This window comes from Massilia sp. GCM10023247 (assembly GCF_042653325.1).
Taxonomy (GTDB): domain Bacteria; phylum Pseudomonadota; class Gammaproteobacteria; order Burkholderiales; family Burkholderiaceae_D; genus Telluria.
Genome location: NZ_JBHSIB010000005.1, coordinates 149,480 through 166,854 on the forward strand (window position 1 = coordinate 149,480; position 17,375 = coordinate 166,854).

Below are 17,375 nucleotides of genomic sequence, written 5' to 3' on the forward strand. Positions count from 1 at the left end.
CTCTAAGCGAAGTAGAATGGGGAGTTGAAACCTAGCATGTGTTATGCCAAGTTTTATTTGGGGAAACCTAATTTTTGTGGAAATTCATCCATGCGATCATCGTCACGCCGGGTGCGAATTACCAGAAGGGCACGCACAGTTGTCGGAGATATGAGGGTGTTCGACGATCGTTGACAACTGTCGTCTTCGCGTATTGCCTATCGTGCGGTTCGCGCGGCGAGTCAGTAAGAGCTCAACCGTTTGGCAGATTGTTGGATGAGAGGGCAAGCATGATACTCGGCGGCGCTTGGCCACGCCGTCGTTGCCAAAATGCGGGTCACTGACCGACGTTGCCTTTGGCGGAAAGAACGTACTCGGGCCTGGCGGTGGCCGATCCGCCAGTGTCTACGTCGCAACCATTGATACCGGGTGCAGCCGCGGGTCGCCTGCCGCGCCCCGCGGCCACGCGAACACATCGTCGCTGCACGCGGCAGTTCGGAGGATCAGGGACGATGATTCCAGGGGCCGGTACGGGCAAACCAGCGTTGCACGAAATTGCGTGGCGCGGGCTCCCGGAACAGCTTCCACCACGTCGCGTCGGCGATGCCGCGTCCGGAAGCAAGCTGCAGTACATCAAAGTCGCCGCCCGAATTAACTTCAATGGTTTGCGGGCCGTTATCGGTAAAAGCAATATCCCATGACTGGTACCTGATGCCGGGGAATAATGGCGCTGCTTTAGCGCACAGGTCTTTCACCTTCTCCCAATCGGGTAAATGGTGCCCAATTATTTGCTCACCTGTATCAGGGTGAGCCGATATGGTCTCGAGTCGGCCGTTTTTCTTGCCAATCACATTCGACACAATGCCGGTGTCGATCTCTATGGCACCAAGCAAGTTGCCAGATGCACCGTGCTGGAAATTGTCGATCATATTCGTGCCGGTCGGAATACGCAACGCAGCGCGATGGAGGATCGGTCCGGTCTCGCTCATCAGCACCACGATTCGCGCCGTTGCAAGGCGTGGCCCATAGCGCCGGGCGATCTCGGCGTGAGGGCGTGCTACTGCTTGCAGCAGGATGCCCTCACGGCAAAGCCAGCGCTCAAAATATTCAGTCAGCGGAATTGTTTTGCCGTTACGAAGCTGTAACATCCCGTCAGCGTAGGCCTCGACCCAGATCGAGCCTGCTCCCGCGTTCCCCGCTATGGGTTTCATGAAAATCGGGAACTCGGCTTGCGTCTCGAGGTAGGCGGCGATTTCTTTTATTGAGGTGAGAGAGCGCGCACCAGGAAAACTACGTGTCACATGCCCGACAGCTTTGATCTCGGGAAAAGGGAATTTGTGAAAACACAGAATGCCATATGTGACAAGCTTATCTCGGGTGAGAGCTTGGGCGGTCAGATCATTATTCGAACTGATTGCAGGTGTCGACCGCCCCCCGAGGAACTGGGATTTTTCTTCCCAAGACCGGGAGCCGAGATTGTACAGTTCATACTCGGCTGGTGTCAGGCGATTCGGCGGCCGCCGAAGTTGGGCCATCTCGTATTTGCTTTTCATATCCCCGCATCCCTGGAAAATTGTGCTCGATCGGTTTTCATACTATCGAGCAAATGTTTGATTGTCTATTGATCACTGAAACGAAAAAGTTTACGCGCGGTTGGTGTAAAGCTTCGTCCCGATTATCAACCAAGCTGCTATTGATCATTAGCACCACATTAGGCTCATTGCTGGCTTGCACGATAACGCAGGCGTTGCACCGCCGCGCCAGCGCCGATGCCCACGCATCCGTCAGGATGGGCTCAGCGAACCGGCAAGTCGATTAAAGACTCAGGCAACCAGTTTCAGGCGAATCCCTATCTTTCCAAGCATCCCCTGCACCCGGCGGAAAGTAAATTCTTCTGCTCCTTCAGGTCGCCCGGCTATGCGCCAGAGAACATACATCATGATTACGTACACCAAGGCCCCGCTGGCCGCGCACAGCAGCAAGGCCAATACGTAGTCGAGCGTTTCGTGCCGCAACACTAGCTGGCTCTTGATAGCGACCACGACGGCCATCATCACCAGCGATGCGGTCAGCGGACGGATCAGCTCGCGGCAGAAGCGGGTAGCCGACAAGTTCAGACACTGGGCGACCAGGTATTGGTTGAGCGGGATTAGGAAAATTGCGGTGCCGAGCGAGGCCCACGCCGCTCCCGGCGTACCGTAATAGTAGACGGCCGGTACTAGGGCCGAAATTTGTATCAGTGCCTGGAGCGACATAATCATGGTGATGCGCTTGGTTTTTCCCAACACCAGGTAGATGTAAGAGATGTTGGTCTGCAGTGCTTTGATGACGCCGTAGATGGCCAGGATCTGGATGATCGGGATCGCATCGACCCACTTCCACCCTAGTGCCGCCGGCACCAATAGTTCGGCAACCGAGACGATGCCGATGCCGGCCGGCAGAGCAATCAGCGCAATCGAGGCGATGACTTTCAGGAAACTGTCGCGCAGCTTGTCCATGTCGTGCGCGGCCTTGGCATAGCCTGGGAAAGCGGCGCGGTTGATCGGCGCGACCAGTTCGTTTGATGGCAGCATCGAGATTTCGGCCGAGATGCCATAAATACCGACCGACTGCGCGCCGCTGATCCGGGCAATGACGAAAGTTGGGGCTCGGTTCAGCAGGAACTGGATGAGGTTGTTAATCATCAGCCATTTCGAGCCATGGAACATCTCGCCTCGGGCGGCGAGCGAAAAGCGAGGCCGGTAACTGCTGACTACATATGACATCACTACCGACAGGAGCGCGCCCGCCAGCTGGCCGATGACGAGCGCCCAGTAGTTGCGCATATAAATGGCGAGTGGAATCGTGACCAGCAGCGTCGACATGCGCTTACTGAGCAGAAATTTGAATTCGCGGTCGAAACGCATGTCGCGCCGGAATTTCACGGTGCCGATGTTCGAGAAGCCTTGCAGCACGAAAGTGGCGGCCATCACGTACAGGATCATCTCAAGGCGCGGTTCGCGGTAAAAGGCTGCCGTGAGCGGGGTCAGCAAGACCATCAAGATGCCGCAGCCGGTCGCAAACAGGACATTGAAGGTCCAGGCGGTGTCGTAATGCTTGCGCTCCGCGTTCGGGTTCTGGATCAGCTGGATGTCGAAGCTGAACGACATCAGCAGCGTCATCGCCGCCATCAGCACCATGCTCATGCTGACCAGGCCGAAATCCTGGGGCGCGAGCATGCGCGCCAGCACCAGCGTGCTGATCAGCCCAAGCGCGTTGTCGACCATCTTGAAGGCGACCATCCAGGCCGCTCCCTTGGCGATCTGTTTATTGACGCTGTCCGTGCTCATCGCGCCGCCTCGTCGAACAGCTGCGCCAGCTGCACCGCCTTGTGGGTGCGCGAGGAACGCGCCACCAGTTCTTCGCTGGCGCGGTGGGCCGTTCCGTTGCGAATCGCGGCGACGAAACTGGCGATGGCCGGCGCCAGCGCGGCGGTGTTGTCGATCGGCGCCATGTCCTCGAAGCCCGCGCGGCGCAGCACGCCGGCCGTTTCGCCGGCGGCATCGACCAGTCCGAGGATCGGTTTGCGGGTGCGGAAGTATTCGTAGATCTTGGCCGGGATCTGGTTATTGTAGGGCGTACCCTGGAAGATCAGCAGGCCGTCGGCGGACAGCATTTCGTGCAGCGCGTCGCGGTAGGGCACCGGCGGCAGCACCTCGACGATGTCCTCCACGCCATGCCGCTGGACCTTGGCGATCGTGCCGGGGATGTCGCCCGGCGCGCGCAGCACGACACGCAAGGACGCGTCGATGGTGCCCGCCGCCTTCAGTTGCGCCAGCGCTTCGAGGAACTGCTCCGGATTGCGCCCGGCGTTGTACAGGATGCCGCTGTGCAGCAGGGTGGTGCGCGCATTCACGACCGGCACGATGTCCCGGGTCGAGGCCGCGAAATCGTCCTCGTCGTAGCCGTTCTCGATGACGTGGAACTTGGCCGGGTCGATCTCCGGGAAGCGCGTGCGGTAGGCATTCATCGCATTCTCGGTGGTGAACACGGCAAAGCGGCAGCGCTGCAGCGTCTGCTTCTCGAGCCAGCCATAGATGCGGCGCTGGCGCTGGGACGAGGGGTGCGCCGGCTGCAGCATCGGGTCGCGGAAGTCGGCGATCCAGGGCAGCCCGGTGATGCGGTGCAGGGTCAGGGCGATCAGGTGCGCGGTGGCGATCGGGAAGGTCGACCAGATCACGGACGGCTTGTGGCGCCGGATCAGGCGCAAGCCCGCCAGCACGCCGTGGCCCCACCAGCTGATCCAGCGGTCCGGCAGCGCCATCAGTTCGCTGTAGCGCCCGCCGAAGCCGAGGTGGCGCTTGGTGTCGAGCGCAAAGGCGCGGCACACCACCAGGTCGGCCGGCAGGCTGGCCAGCTGGGCCGGATTATGGGTGGCATAGGCGCGCGGGTTGGCCGACAGCACCAGCGGGTGCCAGGATTGTGCCTGCAGGCGCTTCGAGAAGCTCAGGGTGCGCTGGACGCCGCTGCTGCCTGTCTGCGGCGGGAAGTGGAAAGCCACCATCAACGCGTGTTTAGTTTTCATGCTTGTTTCTTCTTGCCTAAATAAAGTCGTGCCGACGCTTGCTTGCTACGCGGCCAGCCAGCGCAACAGGCGCAGGCCGAACATCAGCGGGGTCTTGTCCCAGGGGCGGCTGCGCGCCAGCTGGAAGCGGTCGTGGCTACGGGTGATCGGCCCGGCCAGGGTGGTGAAGGCGGCGTCGAAACCGGCTGCCTGCACCATCGCCGCGTGGCGCTCGTCGAAATCCTTGCCCGGCTTGCCGTTCGGGTAGGCGAACAGGCGCACCGGGCGCAGGGTGATGTCCTCGAGGTCGGCCTTGCCGCCCGCGATTTCGACGCGCGCCGTCTCGTCGTCGAGGGAGGTCAGGATCGGGTGCGTCACGGTATGGGCGCCGATCTCGATGCCGCCTTCCTGCAGGTTGCGGATCATCTGCGGCGTGAGCATCAGGCCGGGCGCCAGCTCGTCGCCGACCATCGCCTCGAGGCGCTCGACGAGCGCCTGGCGCGCCGCCGGCGGCAGGTATTTCGAGCGCTCGGTCAGCCGGCTCAGGCTTTGCCTGCGCGCTTCCAGCGTGCCGAGCGCATAGCGGCCCAGTCCCTGGTCGGAGAGGTCGAGCGTGTCCTCGGGCAGGCTTTGCACGGCGCCGATGATGCGGTCGTTCCACATATTGCCTTCGCCCACGAAGCCGCTGGTGACGAACACCGTGGCCGGCAGGCCGAATTCGCGCAGCACCGGCAGCGCCAGGTCGTGCACCGAGCGGTAGCCGTCGTCGAAGGTGATGCACACCGCGCGCGGCGGCAGGGTGCCGGCGTCGAGCGCCGCCAGTGCCTGGGGCAGCGGCAGCACGTTGAAGCAGCGCGCGAGCAGGGCCATCTGCCAGCGGAAGGTGGCGACGTCCGGCTCCGATTCGAGCAGGGGATCGGGTGCCGCCAAAATCCGATGATAGTTGACCACGCAGAGCCGGTTGCCGCGGCCGGCCGCTGCGATGGCATTGCCCAGTGTGCAAATCAGTCGTTCGGTCAGGTATGAATGTCGATTCAGTGTCATCGGCGAACTATGCTTTGCTGAGGGCGGCCGCGGTGTCGTGCTCTTTTTCTACAGCCTTTCGGACGGACACGTCCTTGCCCGCCAGGCGATTCGCCTCGATGAGCGCCGTGCGCGACCTGGGCAGGATACGTTTTTCCAACACGATCAAGAGGCCGAAGATGGCAAAGGTGAGTTCGAAGTAGGCAAAGCTGAGTGCGGCGCCGCCCAGTGCAAACGCGAACAGGCAGAGCTGCAGCATGGTTGCCAGCTTGCGGATCCAGTGCGGGCCGCCATCGCGCTTGATGCTGCGCGCGATGCGCGATGCCGTGAGGAAAGCGCCGAGCAGGCAGCCCAGGTAGATCGCCAGGCCGGCAAAGCCGTGCTCGGACAGCACCTGGAAGTAGATACTGTGGGCGGCGCGCGCTGCCACCGGATTCGGCAATGCGGTACCGGTATAGAACCACTCGTAGCTGAAGAAGTAGCGCGACAGCTCGGCCCATACCGAGAACGTCTCGAGCGACTTGAAGCCGCCGCCGAAGAACGGATTCTGCATGGCCAGGATGAAGCTGAGCTTCCAGGCCACGACCCGGGTCATGAAGGAGGAATCCTCGTCGGCCGCCTCGATCGTATTCATGCGCGACGTCCATTCATCCGAGACAAAGAACGACAGCCCGTACACCAGCAGCACGATCATCAGCGCGACCGGTATCTTGTGCTCCGACTTGAGGAACAGATAGGCACCGAAACCGGCGAGCGCCACGAAGCCGCCACGCGACTGGGTACCGATCACGGCCACGACCAGGAGCGCCATCGTGCCAAGCAGGCCGAGCCAGATGAGGCGCGAGCGCTGGCCATATTCGCCGAGCAGGTAATAGCAGATCGGCAGCGTCATCACGAAGGCCAGCGCCAGCTCGTTGCGGTCACCCAGCGCGTGCCCGCCCAGGCCCGCGATCTTGTGGCCACCGCCGCTGGCGAGGTATTTCAATGCCTCGAGGTCGCCATAGAATCCGATCGACAGCACCACGCACCACAGGAAGAAGTCGACGTGCAGCTTCTTCTCGACAATCAGGAGCACGAAGATGAACAGCGCGATCACTTTGGCGAAGCGGTTCCAGATTTCCCAGGAACGCTCGGGTGGTGCCAGCGTCAATATCGTGGAGATCGTCGTCCACAGGAAAAACAGCAGCACCATCGCACCGAGGGCGCCGAGTTTCAGCTTGGGCTTGTTCTTCAAGGCCAGGTAGCTGAGGATCGCCACGCCCGCGAACAGGAGGTTGTAGCGAATACTGCCGGCAATGCCGTACACCCAGGCGTTGGGGAAGAACAGCGCCGTCCAGATCCACATGCCGATGCCGATGAAGGGGCGGCGGGCGATGAAGTAGAGCATGAGCGGCAGCAGGCTCAGCATTAAAAGGTCGCGCATGGATTAGCCCTGTTCCATTTTCTTTTGTTGTTCTTCAGCCTTCTTCTCGGCGTCGTCGGCGCGCAAGGCCCAGCGACACGCGTACAGAACGGCAAGCAGGTCTATCGCCCAGAGGAGTGATTCCATTGTCGTATCGGTTCAGTTAGGGCGTCCGGCAGGCAAACGCGCCGGACGGTTGGCGCTGGCGCCGGTTGAGGATGTCTTCGAACAGCGCGAGCTGTCCCGCAGTGGTGTCGTCCCAGCTGAAGCCTTCGGCGTAGCGACGGGTCGCGGCGCGATCCGGATAGTTCGCGCGCAGCGCGTTGACGGCGTCGGCCACGCCTTGGGGCGTGCGCTCGGCCATCAGCACCCCCGCGGCGGGCGCGGCCACCACTTCCGGAGTGCCGTACACGCGGCTGGCGACGACAGGCGTGCCGCAGGCCATCGATTCGAGCAGCACGTTGGCCCAGCCTTCGCGCGAGGAGGCCAGCACCAGGGCGTCGGCCGCGCCGTAGTGGCCGCGCAGCTGGGTTTGCGGCACGGCGCCGAGAAATTCGACGCGCTCGGCGACCTTCAGCGTGCGCGCCAGCTCTTCGAGCATGTGCCGGTTCGGGCCGTCCCCGGCCACGACCAGGCGCACGCCCGGCAACAGCGGCAGCGCCTGAATGATCAGTTCCTGGGCCTTGACCGGCACCAGGTGGCCGACCGTCAGCAGCGTGAATCCCGCTGCGGCGGCGCTGCGTTCGGTCGGGCGGAACAGGTTCAGGTCGACGCCGTTGCGCAGCGAGACTATGCGGCCGGCATCGACGCCGAGGGCGACGACTTCGTCGCGCAGCGCGTTGGCGACGGTGATGATGCCGTCGGCGCGGTTGGCCGCCCAGCGAATCATGCGGCGCGGCAGCGCGTAGTTGGGCAGCAGCGTGATGTCCGAGCCGCGCGCCGTGATCACCAGCGGCTTGTTGAAGTAGCGCGCCAGCATGGCCGCGGCCACGCCGTCCGGATAGAAATAGTGGGCGTCGATCAGGTCGAAATCAAAGCCTTCGTCGATCATGCGCGCAATCGCCGGTTTCGCTGCCTGTGCCAGCAGGGCCGGGGCCAGGCTCATGCCGACCTTCGGTATGACCAGGTAGCGCGGGTGCATCACCTGGAGGCCATGGCGTACTTCGTGGCGTGGCGCGCGGGCAAAGCGCGCATAGGCGCCGAAGCGCGGATGGGTCGACGGAAACCAGGGGATGGGCGCCATGACGCGCGCCTCCACCCGGCCGCTGGCGACCAGGTGGCGCAGGCGGGTTTCCACGAAAATGCCGTGCCCCGGCTTTTCGCTGTTGGGGAACAAGGTACTGAAAGTCAGGATTTTCATGCGGCCTTCAGTCCGGTCAGTCGGCCATAGATGTTCTTGTAGCGGGCGACGCTGACCGGCCAGTTGCGCTCGGTCTCGACATATTCGCGTCCTGCCAGCCGCAGTGCCGGCCACTGGGATTGCGCTTCGAGCAGGTCGCCGACCTTGGCCGCCAGCGAGGCCGGATCGTCCGGCGCGAACAGCACCCCGGTCTTGCCGTCCACGATCAATTCGCGGTGGCCGCCGACGCTCGATGCGGCCAGGATGCGGCCCTGCGCCATCGCTTCCAGCGGTTTCAATGGCGTGACCAGGTCGGTGAGGCGCATCGACAGGCGCGGGTAGACCAGCACGTCGAGCAGGTCATAGTATTTCTGCACCTGGTCGTGCGGAACGCGGCCGGTGAAGACGACCTTGTCGGCGATGCCCAGTTCCTGCGTCATCTGACGCAGGCGGGCCTCCTGGGGGCCGCCGCCTACCAGCAGCACGCGCAGGTCCGGCAGGCGCTGGGCCAGCGCCGGCACCGCGCGCAGCAGGATGTCCAGGCCTTCATAGGCGTAGAACGAGCCGATGAAGCCGATCAGGCGGTTGTGCTCGAGGCCCAGCTGGCGCTTGAGGTCGAGGTCGGCTTCGCCGCCGACGGCGAACTTGTCGATGTCGACCGCGTTCGGAATCACCGTCACCTTCGCTTCCGGGATGCCGCGCGCGACGATGTCGCCGCGCAGGCCTTCGCAGATCGTGGTGACCGCATCGGCGCGTTTCAGGGCATAGGTTTCCAGGCCGCGCGTCAGTTTATAGCGCAGGCCGTTCTCGGTGCTGGTGCCATGGTCGACCGCGGCGTCTTCCCAGAAGGCGCGCACTTCGTAGACCACCGGGATGCCGAACTTGCGGCCGGCGCGCAGGGCCGCGATCGCGTTCAGGCAGGGCGAGTGCGCGTGCAGCACGTCGGGCTTGATTTTCGGGATGATCTCGCCCAGCCGTTTTTCCAGGCCGCGGATCACGTCCAGCTGGTTCAGCACCGGCATCCGGGCCAGCGGTCCGGCCGCCGGCGGCGTGCGGTAGAAATGCAGGCCGTCGGCCGTTTCCTCGGGCAGGTCGTGGCCGCCCTGGTGCTTGGCGCCGGTGACGTGGAAGGTTTCCCAGCCGAGCGCGCGCTGTTCGCGCAGGATCGACCGGGTGCGGAAGGTGTAGCCGCTATGCAGCGGAATCGAATGGTCGAGGACGTGAAGGACACGCATGGTCAAACTCCAAACTTCAAATTCTGTTAGGCGGCGGTGGCGATCAGCTGGCTGGCCGCGCCGGTGGCGCCGTCGGCGCCGTTCTTGCGCAGGAAGGCTTCGAACATCAGCACCGCCCACAGCGCGGTGCTGTGGTCCTTGGTGCCGGCGAGATGTTCGTCGACCATCTGTTTCAGGAATTTCTGGTTGAAGATGCCGGTGTCGACCAGCACCGGGTTCAGCACGGCGGCTTTCATCGATTCGCGCAGCGGGCCGCGCAGCCAGGACGCGAGCGGGATCGAGAAGCCCATCTTCTTGCGGTACAGGATGTCGTCGGACAGGTAGGGCTGGAGCGCTTTCTTGAAGATGTGCTTGCCTTCGCCGTTGCGCAGCTTGCTCGACGAGGGCAGGCCCGACACCCATTCCACGAACTTGTGGTCCAGCAGGGGCACCCGCACTTCCAGCGCGTGCGCCATGCTGGCGCGGTCGACCTTGGTCAGGATGTCGCCCGGCAAGTAGGTCTTCATGTCGATGTACTGGATGATCGACAGCGGATCGTCGGTCGGCGCGTTGGCGGCGTGGCCGCGCATGACCTCGACCGCGCGGTAGCCCTGCAGCTGGCGGCGGAACGACTCGGAGAACAGCTGGTCGCGCACCCGGTCGACCAGGATCGACACGCCATGGAAGTAGCCTTCGGTCAGGTCGCGCGCGAGCGCCTCGAAGGTGGTCTTGGCGCGGAACATGCGTGGCGCCCAGTCGGCCTTCGGATAGGCCTTGCCGAGGAACCCGAACACGGGTTTGCGCAGGGCCAGCGGCAGCATCGAGCGTACCTGCTGCTCGCCCATCGCCATCCGATGGCGGCGGTAACCGGCGAAGTTTTCGTCGCCGCCGTCGCCCGACAGCGCGACGGTGACGCGCTTGCGCGCCAGTTCGCAGACGCGGTAGGTCGGGATCGCAGAGCTGTCGGCATACGGCTCGTCGTACAGGCCGGCCAGCAGGTCGACCAGGCCGTAGTCGTCCTTGTCGACGGTCTCGCACTGGTGGCGCGTCTTGTACTGCTCGGCCACCTGGCGCGCCCATTGCGACTCGTCGAAGGCAGCGTCGTTGAAGGCGATCGAGCAGGTGTTGACCGGCTCTTTCGACAGGCCCGCCATCATCGCGACGATGGCGCTGGAATCGACGCCGCCCGACAGGAAGGCGCCCAGCGGCACTTCGGCCTCCATCTGGCTCTCGACCGCTTCGCGCAGGCGCACGACCAGCTCTTCTTCCATCTGCTGTTCCGTCATGGCCCCGTGCGGGGTGAACGGCACGTCCCACCAGCGGCGCGGTTTGGCCTCGGCCGCATTCGCGCCGACCTTCATGGTCAGCGAATGACCCGGCGCCAGCTTGAAGGCGTCCTTGAAGATGGTGCGCGGCTCGGGCACGTAGCCGTAGGCGAAGTATTCCTCGACGGCGCGCGGCTCGATCACGCGCGGCAACTCCGGGAACGACAGCAGGGATTTCAGTTCGGAGCCGAACACGAAGGTGCCGTCCGGCAGGAAGGCGTAATGCAGCGGCTTGATGCCGAGATGGTCGCGCGCGACGAAGAAAACGCGCTGGTTGCGGTCCCAGATCGCGAAGGCGAACATGCCGCGCAGGTGCTTGACGCAGTCCTCGCCCCACTGTTCCCAGGCGTGCACGATGGTCTCGGTGTCCGAATGGGTGCGGAAGGTGTGGCCGAGCGCCTTCAATTCGGCGGTCAGCTCGCGGAAGTTGTAGATCTCGCCGTTGAACACGGTGACCACCGTGTGGTCTTCGTTGAACAAGGGCTGCTGGCCGGCCGCGAGGTCGATGATCGAGAGGCGGCGGTGGCCGAAGCCGACGCCCGGCTCCAGGTAGACGTCGCCTTCGACCGGGCCGCGGTGGAACTGGGTCTGGTTCATCCGTTCGAGAGCGCCGCGGTCGAATGCGCGAGCGCCACGCGGGTCAAAAATGCCAACTATTCCGCACATGGTTGTGTAATTTCTCTAGGGGTTGTCTTGGAGTTGCTCAGGCGATCGTACAGCGCCGTATAGGCGCTCACCATCGCGGCAACGCTGTAATGGTGTTCGATGGCGGCGCGCGCCGCCATCCCATGGGTGAGGACACGCGCGCGCTCGTCCGCATAGCGGCCCAGGGCCGCGGCCAGTGCCTGCGGATTGCCGGCCGGGACCAGCGCGCCATTGACGCCGTCCTGCACCACTTCCGGGATGCCGCCGACCGCGGTGGCGACCACCGGCAGGCCGCAAGCCATCGCCTCCAGCAGCGTGACCGGCGTGCCCTCGGCAATCGACGACAGCGCGAACAGGTCGAAGCTGCGCATCAGTTCGGGAATATCGTTGCGCGCGCCCGGGAACCAGACCAGGTCGGCCACGCCCGCGTCGCGCGCTTTTTGCGCCAGGCGCTCGCGCAGCGGGCCGTCGCCGACGATCGCCAGGCGCAGTTGCGCCCGCTGCTCGGGGCGGCCGGCGCACAGCAAGGCAAAGGCCTCGATCAGCGTGGCCTGGTCCTTCACGTCCTGCAGGCGGCCCACGGTGCCGATGACGAAGGTATCGTCACCTGCCCACGGCGTCGCTGCCTGCGGCAGCTGCGGCGCGAAGCGCACGGTGTCGACCCCGTTCATGATCAGTTCCGCTTTATTCTCCGGGATCCCGACCACGCCCGTCAGCCAGCGCGCCAGGTCATGCGAGACCGGCACGTAGCGGTCGATCCAGGGCACGAGCGCGCGGCGCAGGAAGTTGTGCTTGCGGTTCAGTCCCTGCGGATCGCTGGCGTCGCGGCCGTGCTCGGCATGGATACGCACCGGCACTCCCGCGGCCCAGGCCGGCACCGCGTATTCGGCGCAGGCAAAATTATAGGTGTGCAGGATCGCCGGACGCAGCCTGCGCAGCAGCTTGAACAGCTTTGCATGGATGCCCAGGCCCAGTCCCGGCTGCTTGTCGAGTGCATACAGCTCGACGCCGGGACGGCTGATCTTGTCGGCAAATGCCGTATAGCCGGTCAGGCAGACGATCGCATGGCGATAGCGCTCGGGCGGCATGTGGTTGATGCAGTCGACCAGCAGTGTTTCCAGTCCACCGAAGTCGAGCCGATAGATCAGGTGCACCACCAGCGGCGTGTGTGCTGGATCATTCTTTTTTACTGCCATGATTACCGTTCCCGCGTTGCCTCGAGCGTCGCCTGCAGCGGCGCCAAGTTCGTTTGCAGGAAGGCGCGCAACACGCTGCGTGCCGCCTCGGGTTGCTCGCCTACCGGCGTGGCGATCATCAGCATGGCGCCGTCGTCGCCGTGCATCATCAGCTTGGCGCTGGCCTGGCGCAGCTTGCCGAGGTAGTCGTTGGCAATGAAGCGGCCATCGATCCAGTTCCAGTGCCAGACCAGGTAGTTGCCGTGCGGGCCCTTGACGCGGGTCTCGCGCAGCGCCAGCGTCTCGCCGCCGACCTGCTCGACGCGTCCGCTCGAGGCCACGTGCCGGAAACCTTCGTCGCGCTGGTCGACGCGGTTGACGGAACTGATCAGGCGCTTTTGCGGACCCTGGTTGCGGTAATACAGCACGTTCAGGTCGACCCGGCTGCCTGCGGCCATGTACGCGCCCTTCAGGCTTGCGTCCGGGGCCAGGTATTCCGGGCTCCAGGTCGGCGCTCCGGTCGACGCCGACGCCAGGCGCGATGCGTCGAGCCGTACCGGCGCCGGATTGTAGCTCGCCTTGTCGCTCAAGGCGGCCAGGGCCGGCCACACGGCGCATACCAGCACGGCGGCGATGGCGACCGCGGCCAGCGCACGCGCAGGGACCGCGAGCGCCGCAGGCGCGGCAGGGCTGCCGGCTTGCGCCGCCGCCGGCACGCTGTCGTCTTCGCGCCAGTAGCTGCCGATCCAGAACATGATGAACATGACCAGGCCGAAGAACAGCCAGCCGTAGATGAGGTGGTCGACGCCGGTGGCCAGTTCCATGCCGCTCAGGTGGCCGATCATGACGATCATGTAGGCGCGCAAGCCGTTGGCGATGATAGGCACCACGATCGACAGGCCGATGAACAGGGCGCGGCGCTTGGGCGAGCGGTAGCTGAGGTAGGCGTACAGGCAGCCCAGGGTGATCGAGGAGATCAGGTAGCGCACGCCGCTGCAGGCTTCGACCACCGACCAGCTGCCGGTCGGGAGTTCGAACTGGGTGCCGTTGCGCAGGACCGGGATGCCGGTCGCCTGCACCATGGCGACCGTGAAGTCGGCGGTAATGTTGATCAGGGATGGGACGAACGCTTCGCCGAAGGGCACGGCGAACAGCAGGAACAGCAGGGGAAAGGTCAGGGCGCCGGCCAGGCGGGTGCCCAGCACGGCCAGCGCCATGGCCGGGAACATGGCGACGAAGGCGTACTGCATGACGACCTGGACTTCACCGGCGCGGGCCAGCAGCCAACCGGCCCCGCACAGGGCCAGCAGGCCCAGCGCGGGCCAGCAGGGCGCGACCGGGATCCGCGCGAAGACCTCGCGCCGGCGCCACACCAGCCACAGGCTGATGGGCGCGATCGCATAACCGTGGGCGAAGGTTTCGGAGCTGTTCCAGATCGAGACCATGGAGGCGGCGGTGCTCCAGTACAGCAGCAGCGGCGCCAGCAGGGCCGCGATGATGATGGCCGCGTTCGGGACCGACAGCCCGCGGGGGGCGGCGCCGGCGATGGCCGGATGGTCGTTCATCAGCATTCGAACCTCGCTTCGATCTGGGACAGGTGGGCCGGCCAGCTGTAGCGCCGCTCGACGCTGGCGCGCGCCGCGCTGCCCATCGCCGGGTCGGGAGCGCGCAGCAGTCCGATCACGCTGTCGGCGTAGGCGTCGGGCGCGTCGGCGACCAGCAGGTCGCGCCCGGCGGCGGCGTCGATGCCTTCGAAGGCCTGGGGCGAGGCGACCACCGGACGCGCCATCGCCATCGCCTCGAGCACCTTGTTCTGGATGCCGCGCGCGATGCGCAGCGGCGCCACGGCGGCGCTGGCGTGTGCCAGGTAGGGGCGCACGTCGGGCACGGTGCCGGTGACGACGATGGCATCGCCGGCGAGCGCCTGCACTTCCGGCGCCGGGCGCGAGCCGACGATGTAGAAACGCGCCTCCGGCACGGCTGCGCGCACGCGCGGCAGCACTTCTGCGGCGAACCATTTCACCGCATCGATGTTCGGCCAGTAGTCCATCGCGCCCGTGAACACCAGGGCCTGTTCGTCTTGCGGGAACGGATTCTCGTAAGCGCGTTCGGGGCTGAAATACTCGGTGTCGACGCCGTTATTGAAGAAGCCGATCTTGGCGCTGCTGTGCGGCGCCAGGCCGCGGAACAGCTCGGCCTCGGGTTCCGACACGAACAGGGAAGCGTCGAAGGCGTCGGCGACCTTGCGCTCGTAGTCGAGCAGGCTGCGCGCCTCGTGGCGGTAGACCCAGCTCATCGGCCACTTCTTCTTGTCGGCGTATTGGCGCCATTTGTCGGAGTCGACGTCGCAGAAGTCGATGACGCGGCGCGCCGCCGGAAAGGCCTCGGCATACTGTGCCATCACCGACGAGAACATCATGACGCGGGCAATGCCGCGCTCGCGCATGGTGTGCGCTACCCAGCGCCGCATCCCGGCGTCGCGGTAATAGGCCAGCGACAGCGACTGGCCGGTCGCGAGCGCCCTGGCGCTGCGGATCTTGCCCTGCATGGGGTTGAGGTGCGCGAAGTGGCTGCTCGCACACAAGGCCTCGACGGTCGGCACGTGCTGCCAGTCTTCGGCGTCGTCCACGAAGGTCGCCAGGTGCACGCGGTACTTGTCCGCCAGGTGCTTGAGCAAGTGGTACGAGCGGATCTTGTCGCCCTTGTTCGGCGGATAAGGGATACGGTGTACCAGCAGCAGCAGATCCGGCTTGGCGGCCTTGGCCGCGGCACTTTCCTGCTTCTGCAGTACTGCTTCGATAATCGAATTCATGGCTTGCTCAGGAAGATACGGTCCATCCGGTCCCACGCGAAATCACGGGCCAGGGCGGCAATGCGCCCCTCCATGCGATCGATATTGATGTAGTGGCGGAAGCGCGCCTTGGCGCCCAGGCCTTCCGGACGCGGCTGGCCGGGATCGACTTCCCACGGGTGGAAATAAAACAGCGCCGGCTCGTTATCGAGCTCGTTGACGCGTTTGACCATCCAGCGCGACAGCGCGTACGGCAGCAGGCGGAAGTAGCCGCCGCCGCCGGCCGGCAGCTTTTTACCGCCCAGCATGGCCGTGGTGATCGGGATTTCGAGCAGGCCGTCCGGCCCGTTCGGATAGAAGGCGAAGCGCGGCGCATCCGGCATGCCGTAGTGGTCGTGCTGGATCGGATAGATGCTCGAGCTGTAGCGGTAGCCGGCCTCGTACAGCGCGTCGAGCGCCCACAGGTTGCCGTGGCCGATCGAAAAACTCGGGGCGCGGTAGCCGATCACGGCCTGGCCGCCGATGTCCTCCAGCAGGGCCTTGCTGGAGCGGATGTCGTTGTCGAATTCGGCGCGGCTCTGGTCGGACGCGCGCAGGTGGCCGTAGCCGTGGCTGGCCAGTTCGTGGCCGGCGGCGACGATGCGGCGCACCATGGCCGGATAGCGTTCGGCGATCCAGCCCAGGGTAAAGAAGGTCCCTTTCACGTCGTGGCGCTCGAACAGGGCCAGGATGCGCTCGATGTTGGCCTCGACGCGGCATTCGCGCGCCGGCCAGCTGGCGCGGTCGATGTAGGGAGCGAATGCCGAGACCTGGAAATAGTCCTCGACGTCGCAGGTCATCGCATTGCGGATACGCTCGCCCGGCTGGCGCTGCGGCCGGGCTGCGGGAGTCTGCATCTTCATTCGGGGGTATCCACGTGTTGTGCCGCCTGCACCCCTTGCGGGTTGGCGACGATTTTCTTCAGGATCGAGAGCACCGAGACGATCGATTTCTCGAGGCGCATCATGCGCTCGTCGAGTACTTCGATGCTGTCGCGGCGGTCGCCCATGTGGTCGACGTGGCCGGCGGCGCTGCCGTTGGCGTGCGCCACCGCGGGCGTGCCCAGCACGTCGGGCTGCTGGAATTCCTCGCCGATGTCGCCGATCACGGCCTGGATGTGCTCGCCGGTGAAATGGTGCAGCTCTTCCAGGTAGCCCATCAGCAGCACGCGGTCGAGCAGGGTGTTGGTCTTGCGCGGGATGCCGCCGGTGTAGCCGAAGATCGCCTCGTGGGCGGCGTCGTCGAAGCTCGGGTCGCCGTTCCAGCCGACCGTGTGCAGGCGGTGCTCGATATAGGCGCGCGTTTCCGGCGCATCCATCGGGCCCAGGTGGTAGCTGGCAATGACGCGCTGGCGCAGCTGCTGCATGCCGGGGCTGTGCAGGGTGGCGCGAAACTCCGGCTGGCCGAGCAGGAAGGTCTGCAGCAGGGACTTGTCGTCGGTCTGGAAGTTCGACAGCATGCGCAGTTCCTCGACCGTCTTCGGGTTCAGGTTCTGGGCTTCGTCGATCACGAGCAGGGCACGCTTGCCCTGGCGGTCGACGTCGTGCAGGAAGGCTTCCAGGCGGGTCAGCAGGTCGGTCTTGGTCGCGCCTTCATACGGCAGGCCGAAACCCGAGGCCACCATGCGCAGCGTGTCGTCCGGATCGAGGTGGGTGTTGACGATATGGGCGGCGACGATCTGCTCGTGCGGCAGCTTGTTGAACAGGTTGCGTACCAGCGTGGTCTTGCCGGCACCGACCTCGCCCGTCACGACGATGAAGCCCTCGCCCTGCGACAGGCCGTATTCGAGGTAGGCCATGGCCCGCTTGTGGCCCTTGCTGCCGAAGAAAAAGTGGGGGTCGGGGCGCAGCTGGAAAGGCTTGGCCGAAAATCCATAATACGGTTCGTACATCGTGTCACT

Annotated in this window: 14 protein-coding genes; all 14 read right to left on the reverse strand. The window is 64.7% G+C overall.

Features of this window, described 5'->3' with window-relative positions; genetic code table 11:
- Positions 1-482: 482 nt before the first annotated feature.
- A complete protein-coding gene (locus ACFPAH_RS02110; RefSeq protein WP_379739907.1) occupies positions 483-1,532 on the reverse strand; it encodes a sugar-transfer associated ATP-grasp domain-containing protein in 1,050 nt (349 codons plus the stop codon).
- 270 nt (positions 1,533-1,802) lie between these two features.
- On the reverse strand, positions 1,803-3,308 hold the full coding sequence (locus ACFPAH_RS02115) for a lipopolysaccharide biosynthesis protein (protein WP_379739910.1): 1,506 nt from the start codon (positions 3,306-3,308) through the stop codon (positions 1,803-1,805).
- A complete protein-coding gene (locus ACFPAH_RS02120; RefSeq protein ID WP_379739913.1) occupies positions 3,305-4,543 on the reverse strand; it encodes a glycosyltransferase in 1,239 nt (412 codons plus the stop codon). Before ACFPAH_RS02120 ends, ACFPAH_RS02115 begins: the two co-directional genes overlap by 4 nt.
- Positions 4,544-4,588: 45 nt before the next feature.
- A complete protein-coding gene (locus tag ACFPAH_RS02125; RefSeq protein ID WP_379739916.1) occupies positions 4,589-5,566 on the reverse strand; it encodes a polysaccharide deacetylase family protein in 978 nt (325 codons plus the stop codon).
- A gap of 7 nt (positions 5,567-5,573) precedes the next feature.
- Entirely contained in the window at positions 5,574-6,968 is a 1,395-nt protein-coding gene (locus tag ACFPAH_RS02130; protein WP_379739918.1) for a putative O-glycosylation ligase, exosortase A system-associated, read from the reverse strand.
- 3 nt (positions 6,969-6,971) lie between these two features.
- A complete protein-coding gene (locus tag ACFPAH_RS02135; RefSeq protein ID WP_379739921.1) occupies positions 6,972-7,094 on the reverse strand; it encodes a hypothetical protein in 123 nt (40 codons plus the stop codon).
- Positions 7,095-7,110: 16 nt separating this feature from the next.
- Positions 7,111-8,307: a glycosyltransferase family 4 protein gene (locus ACFPAH_RS02140; RefSeq protein ID WP_379739924.1), complete on the reverse strand. Its 1,197-nt coding sequence runs from the start codon at positions 8,305-8,307 to the stop codon at positions 7,111-7,113.
- A complete protein-coding gene (locus tag ACFPAH_RS02145; protein ID WP_379739927.1) occupies positions 8,304-9,521 on the reverse strand; it encodes a TIGR04063 family PEP-CTERM/XrtA system glycosyltransferase in 1,218 nt (405 codons plus the stop codon). The genes ACFPAH_RS02140 and ACFPAH_RS02145 overlap by 4 nt, the downstream gene beginning before the upstream one ends.
- Before the next feature lie 26 nt (positions 9,522-9,547).
- On the reverse strand, positions 9,548-11,491 hold the full coding sequence (locus tag ACFPAH_RS02150) for an XrtA/PEP-CTERM system amidotransferase (protein ID WP_379739930.1): 1,944 nt from the start codon (positions 11,489-11,491) through the stop codon (positions 9,548-9,550).
- Entirely contained in the window at positions 11,479-12,666 is a 1,188-nt protein-coding gene (locus ACFPAH_RS02155; protein ID WP_379739933.1) for a TIGR03088 family PEP-CTERM/XrtA system glycosyltransferase, read from the reverse strand. Before ACFPAH_RS02155 ends, ACFPAH_RS02150 begins: the two co-directional genes overlap by 13 nt.
- Positions 12,667-12,668: 2 nt before the next feature.
- A complete protein-coding gene (xrtA, locus tag ACFPAH_RS02160; protein WP_379739936.1) occupies positions 12,669-14,210 on the reverse strand; it encodes an exosortase A in 1,542 nt (513 codons plus the stop codon).
- Positions 14,210-15,457 carry a TIGR03087 family PEP-CTERM/XrtA system glycosyltransferase gene (locus ACFPAH_RS02165; protein WP_379739939.1) on the reverse strand — a complete coding sequence of 416 codons (1,248 nt, stop codon included), beginning with the start codon at positions 15,455-15,457 and terminating at the stop codon, positions 14,210-14,212. Before ACFPAH_RS02165 ends, xrtA begins: the two co-directional genes overlap by 1 nt.
- Entirely contained in the window at positions 15,454-16,338 is an 885-nt protein-coding gene (locus ACFPAH_RS02170; protein WP_379739942.1) for an XrtA system polysaccharide deacetylase, read from the reverse strand. The genes ACFPAH_RS02165 and ACFPAH_RS02170 overlap by 4 nt, the downstream gene beginning before the upstream one ends.
- On the reverse strand, positions 16,335-17,366 hold the full coding sequence (locus ACFPAH_RS02175; RefSeq protein WP_379739945.1) for an XrtA/PEP-CTERM system-associated ATPase: 1,032 nt from the start codon (positions 17,364-17,366) through the stop codon (positions 16,335-16,337). The genes ACFPAH_RS02170 and ACFPAH_RS02175 overlap by 4 nt, the downstream gene beginning before the upstream one ends.
- Positions 17,367-17,375: the final 9 nt, after the last annotated feature.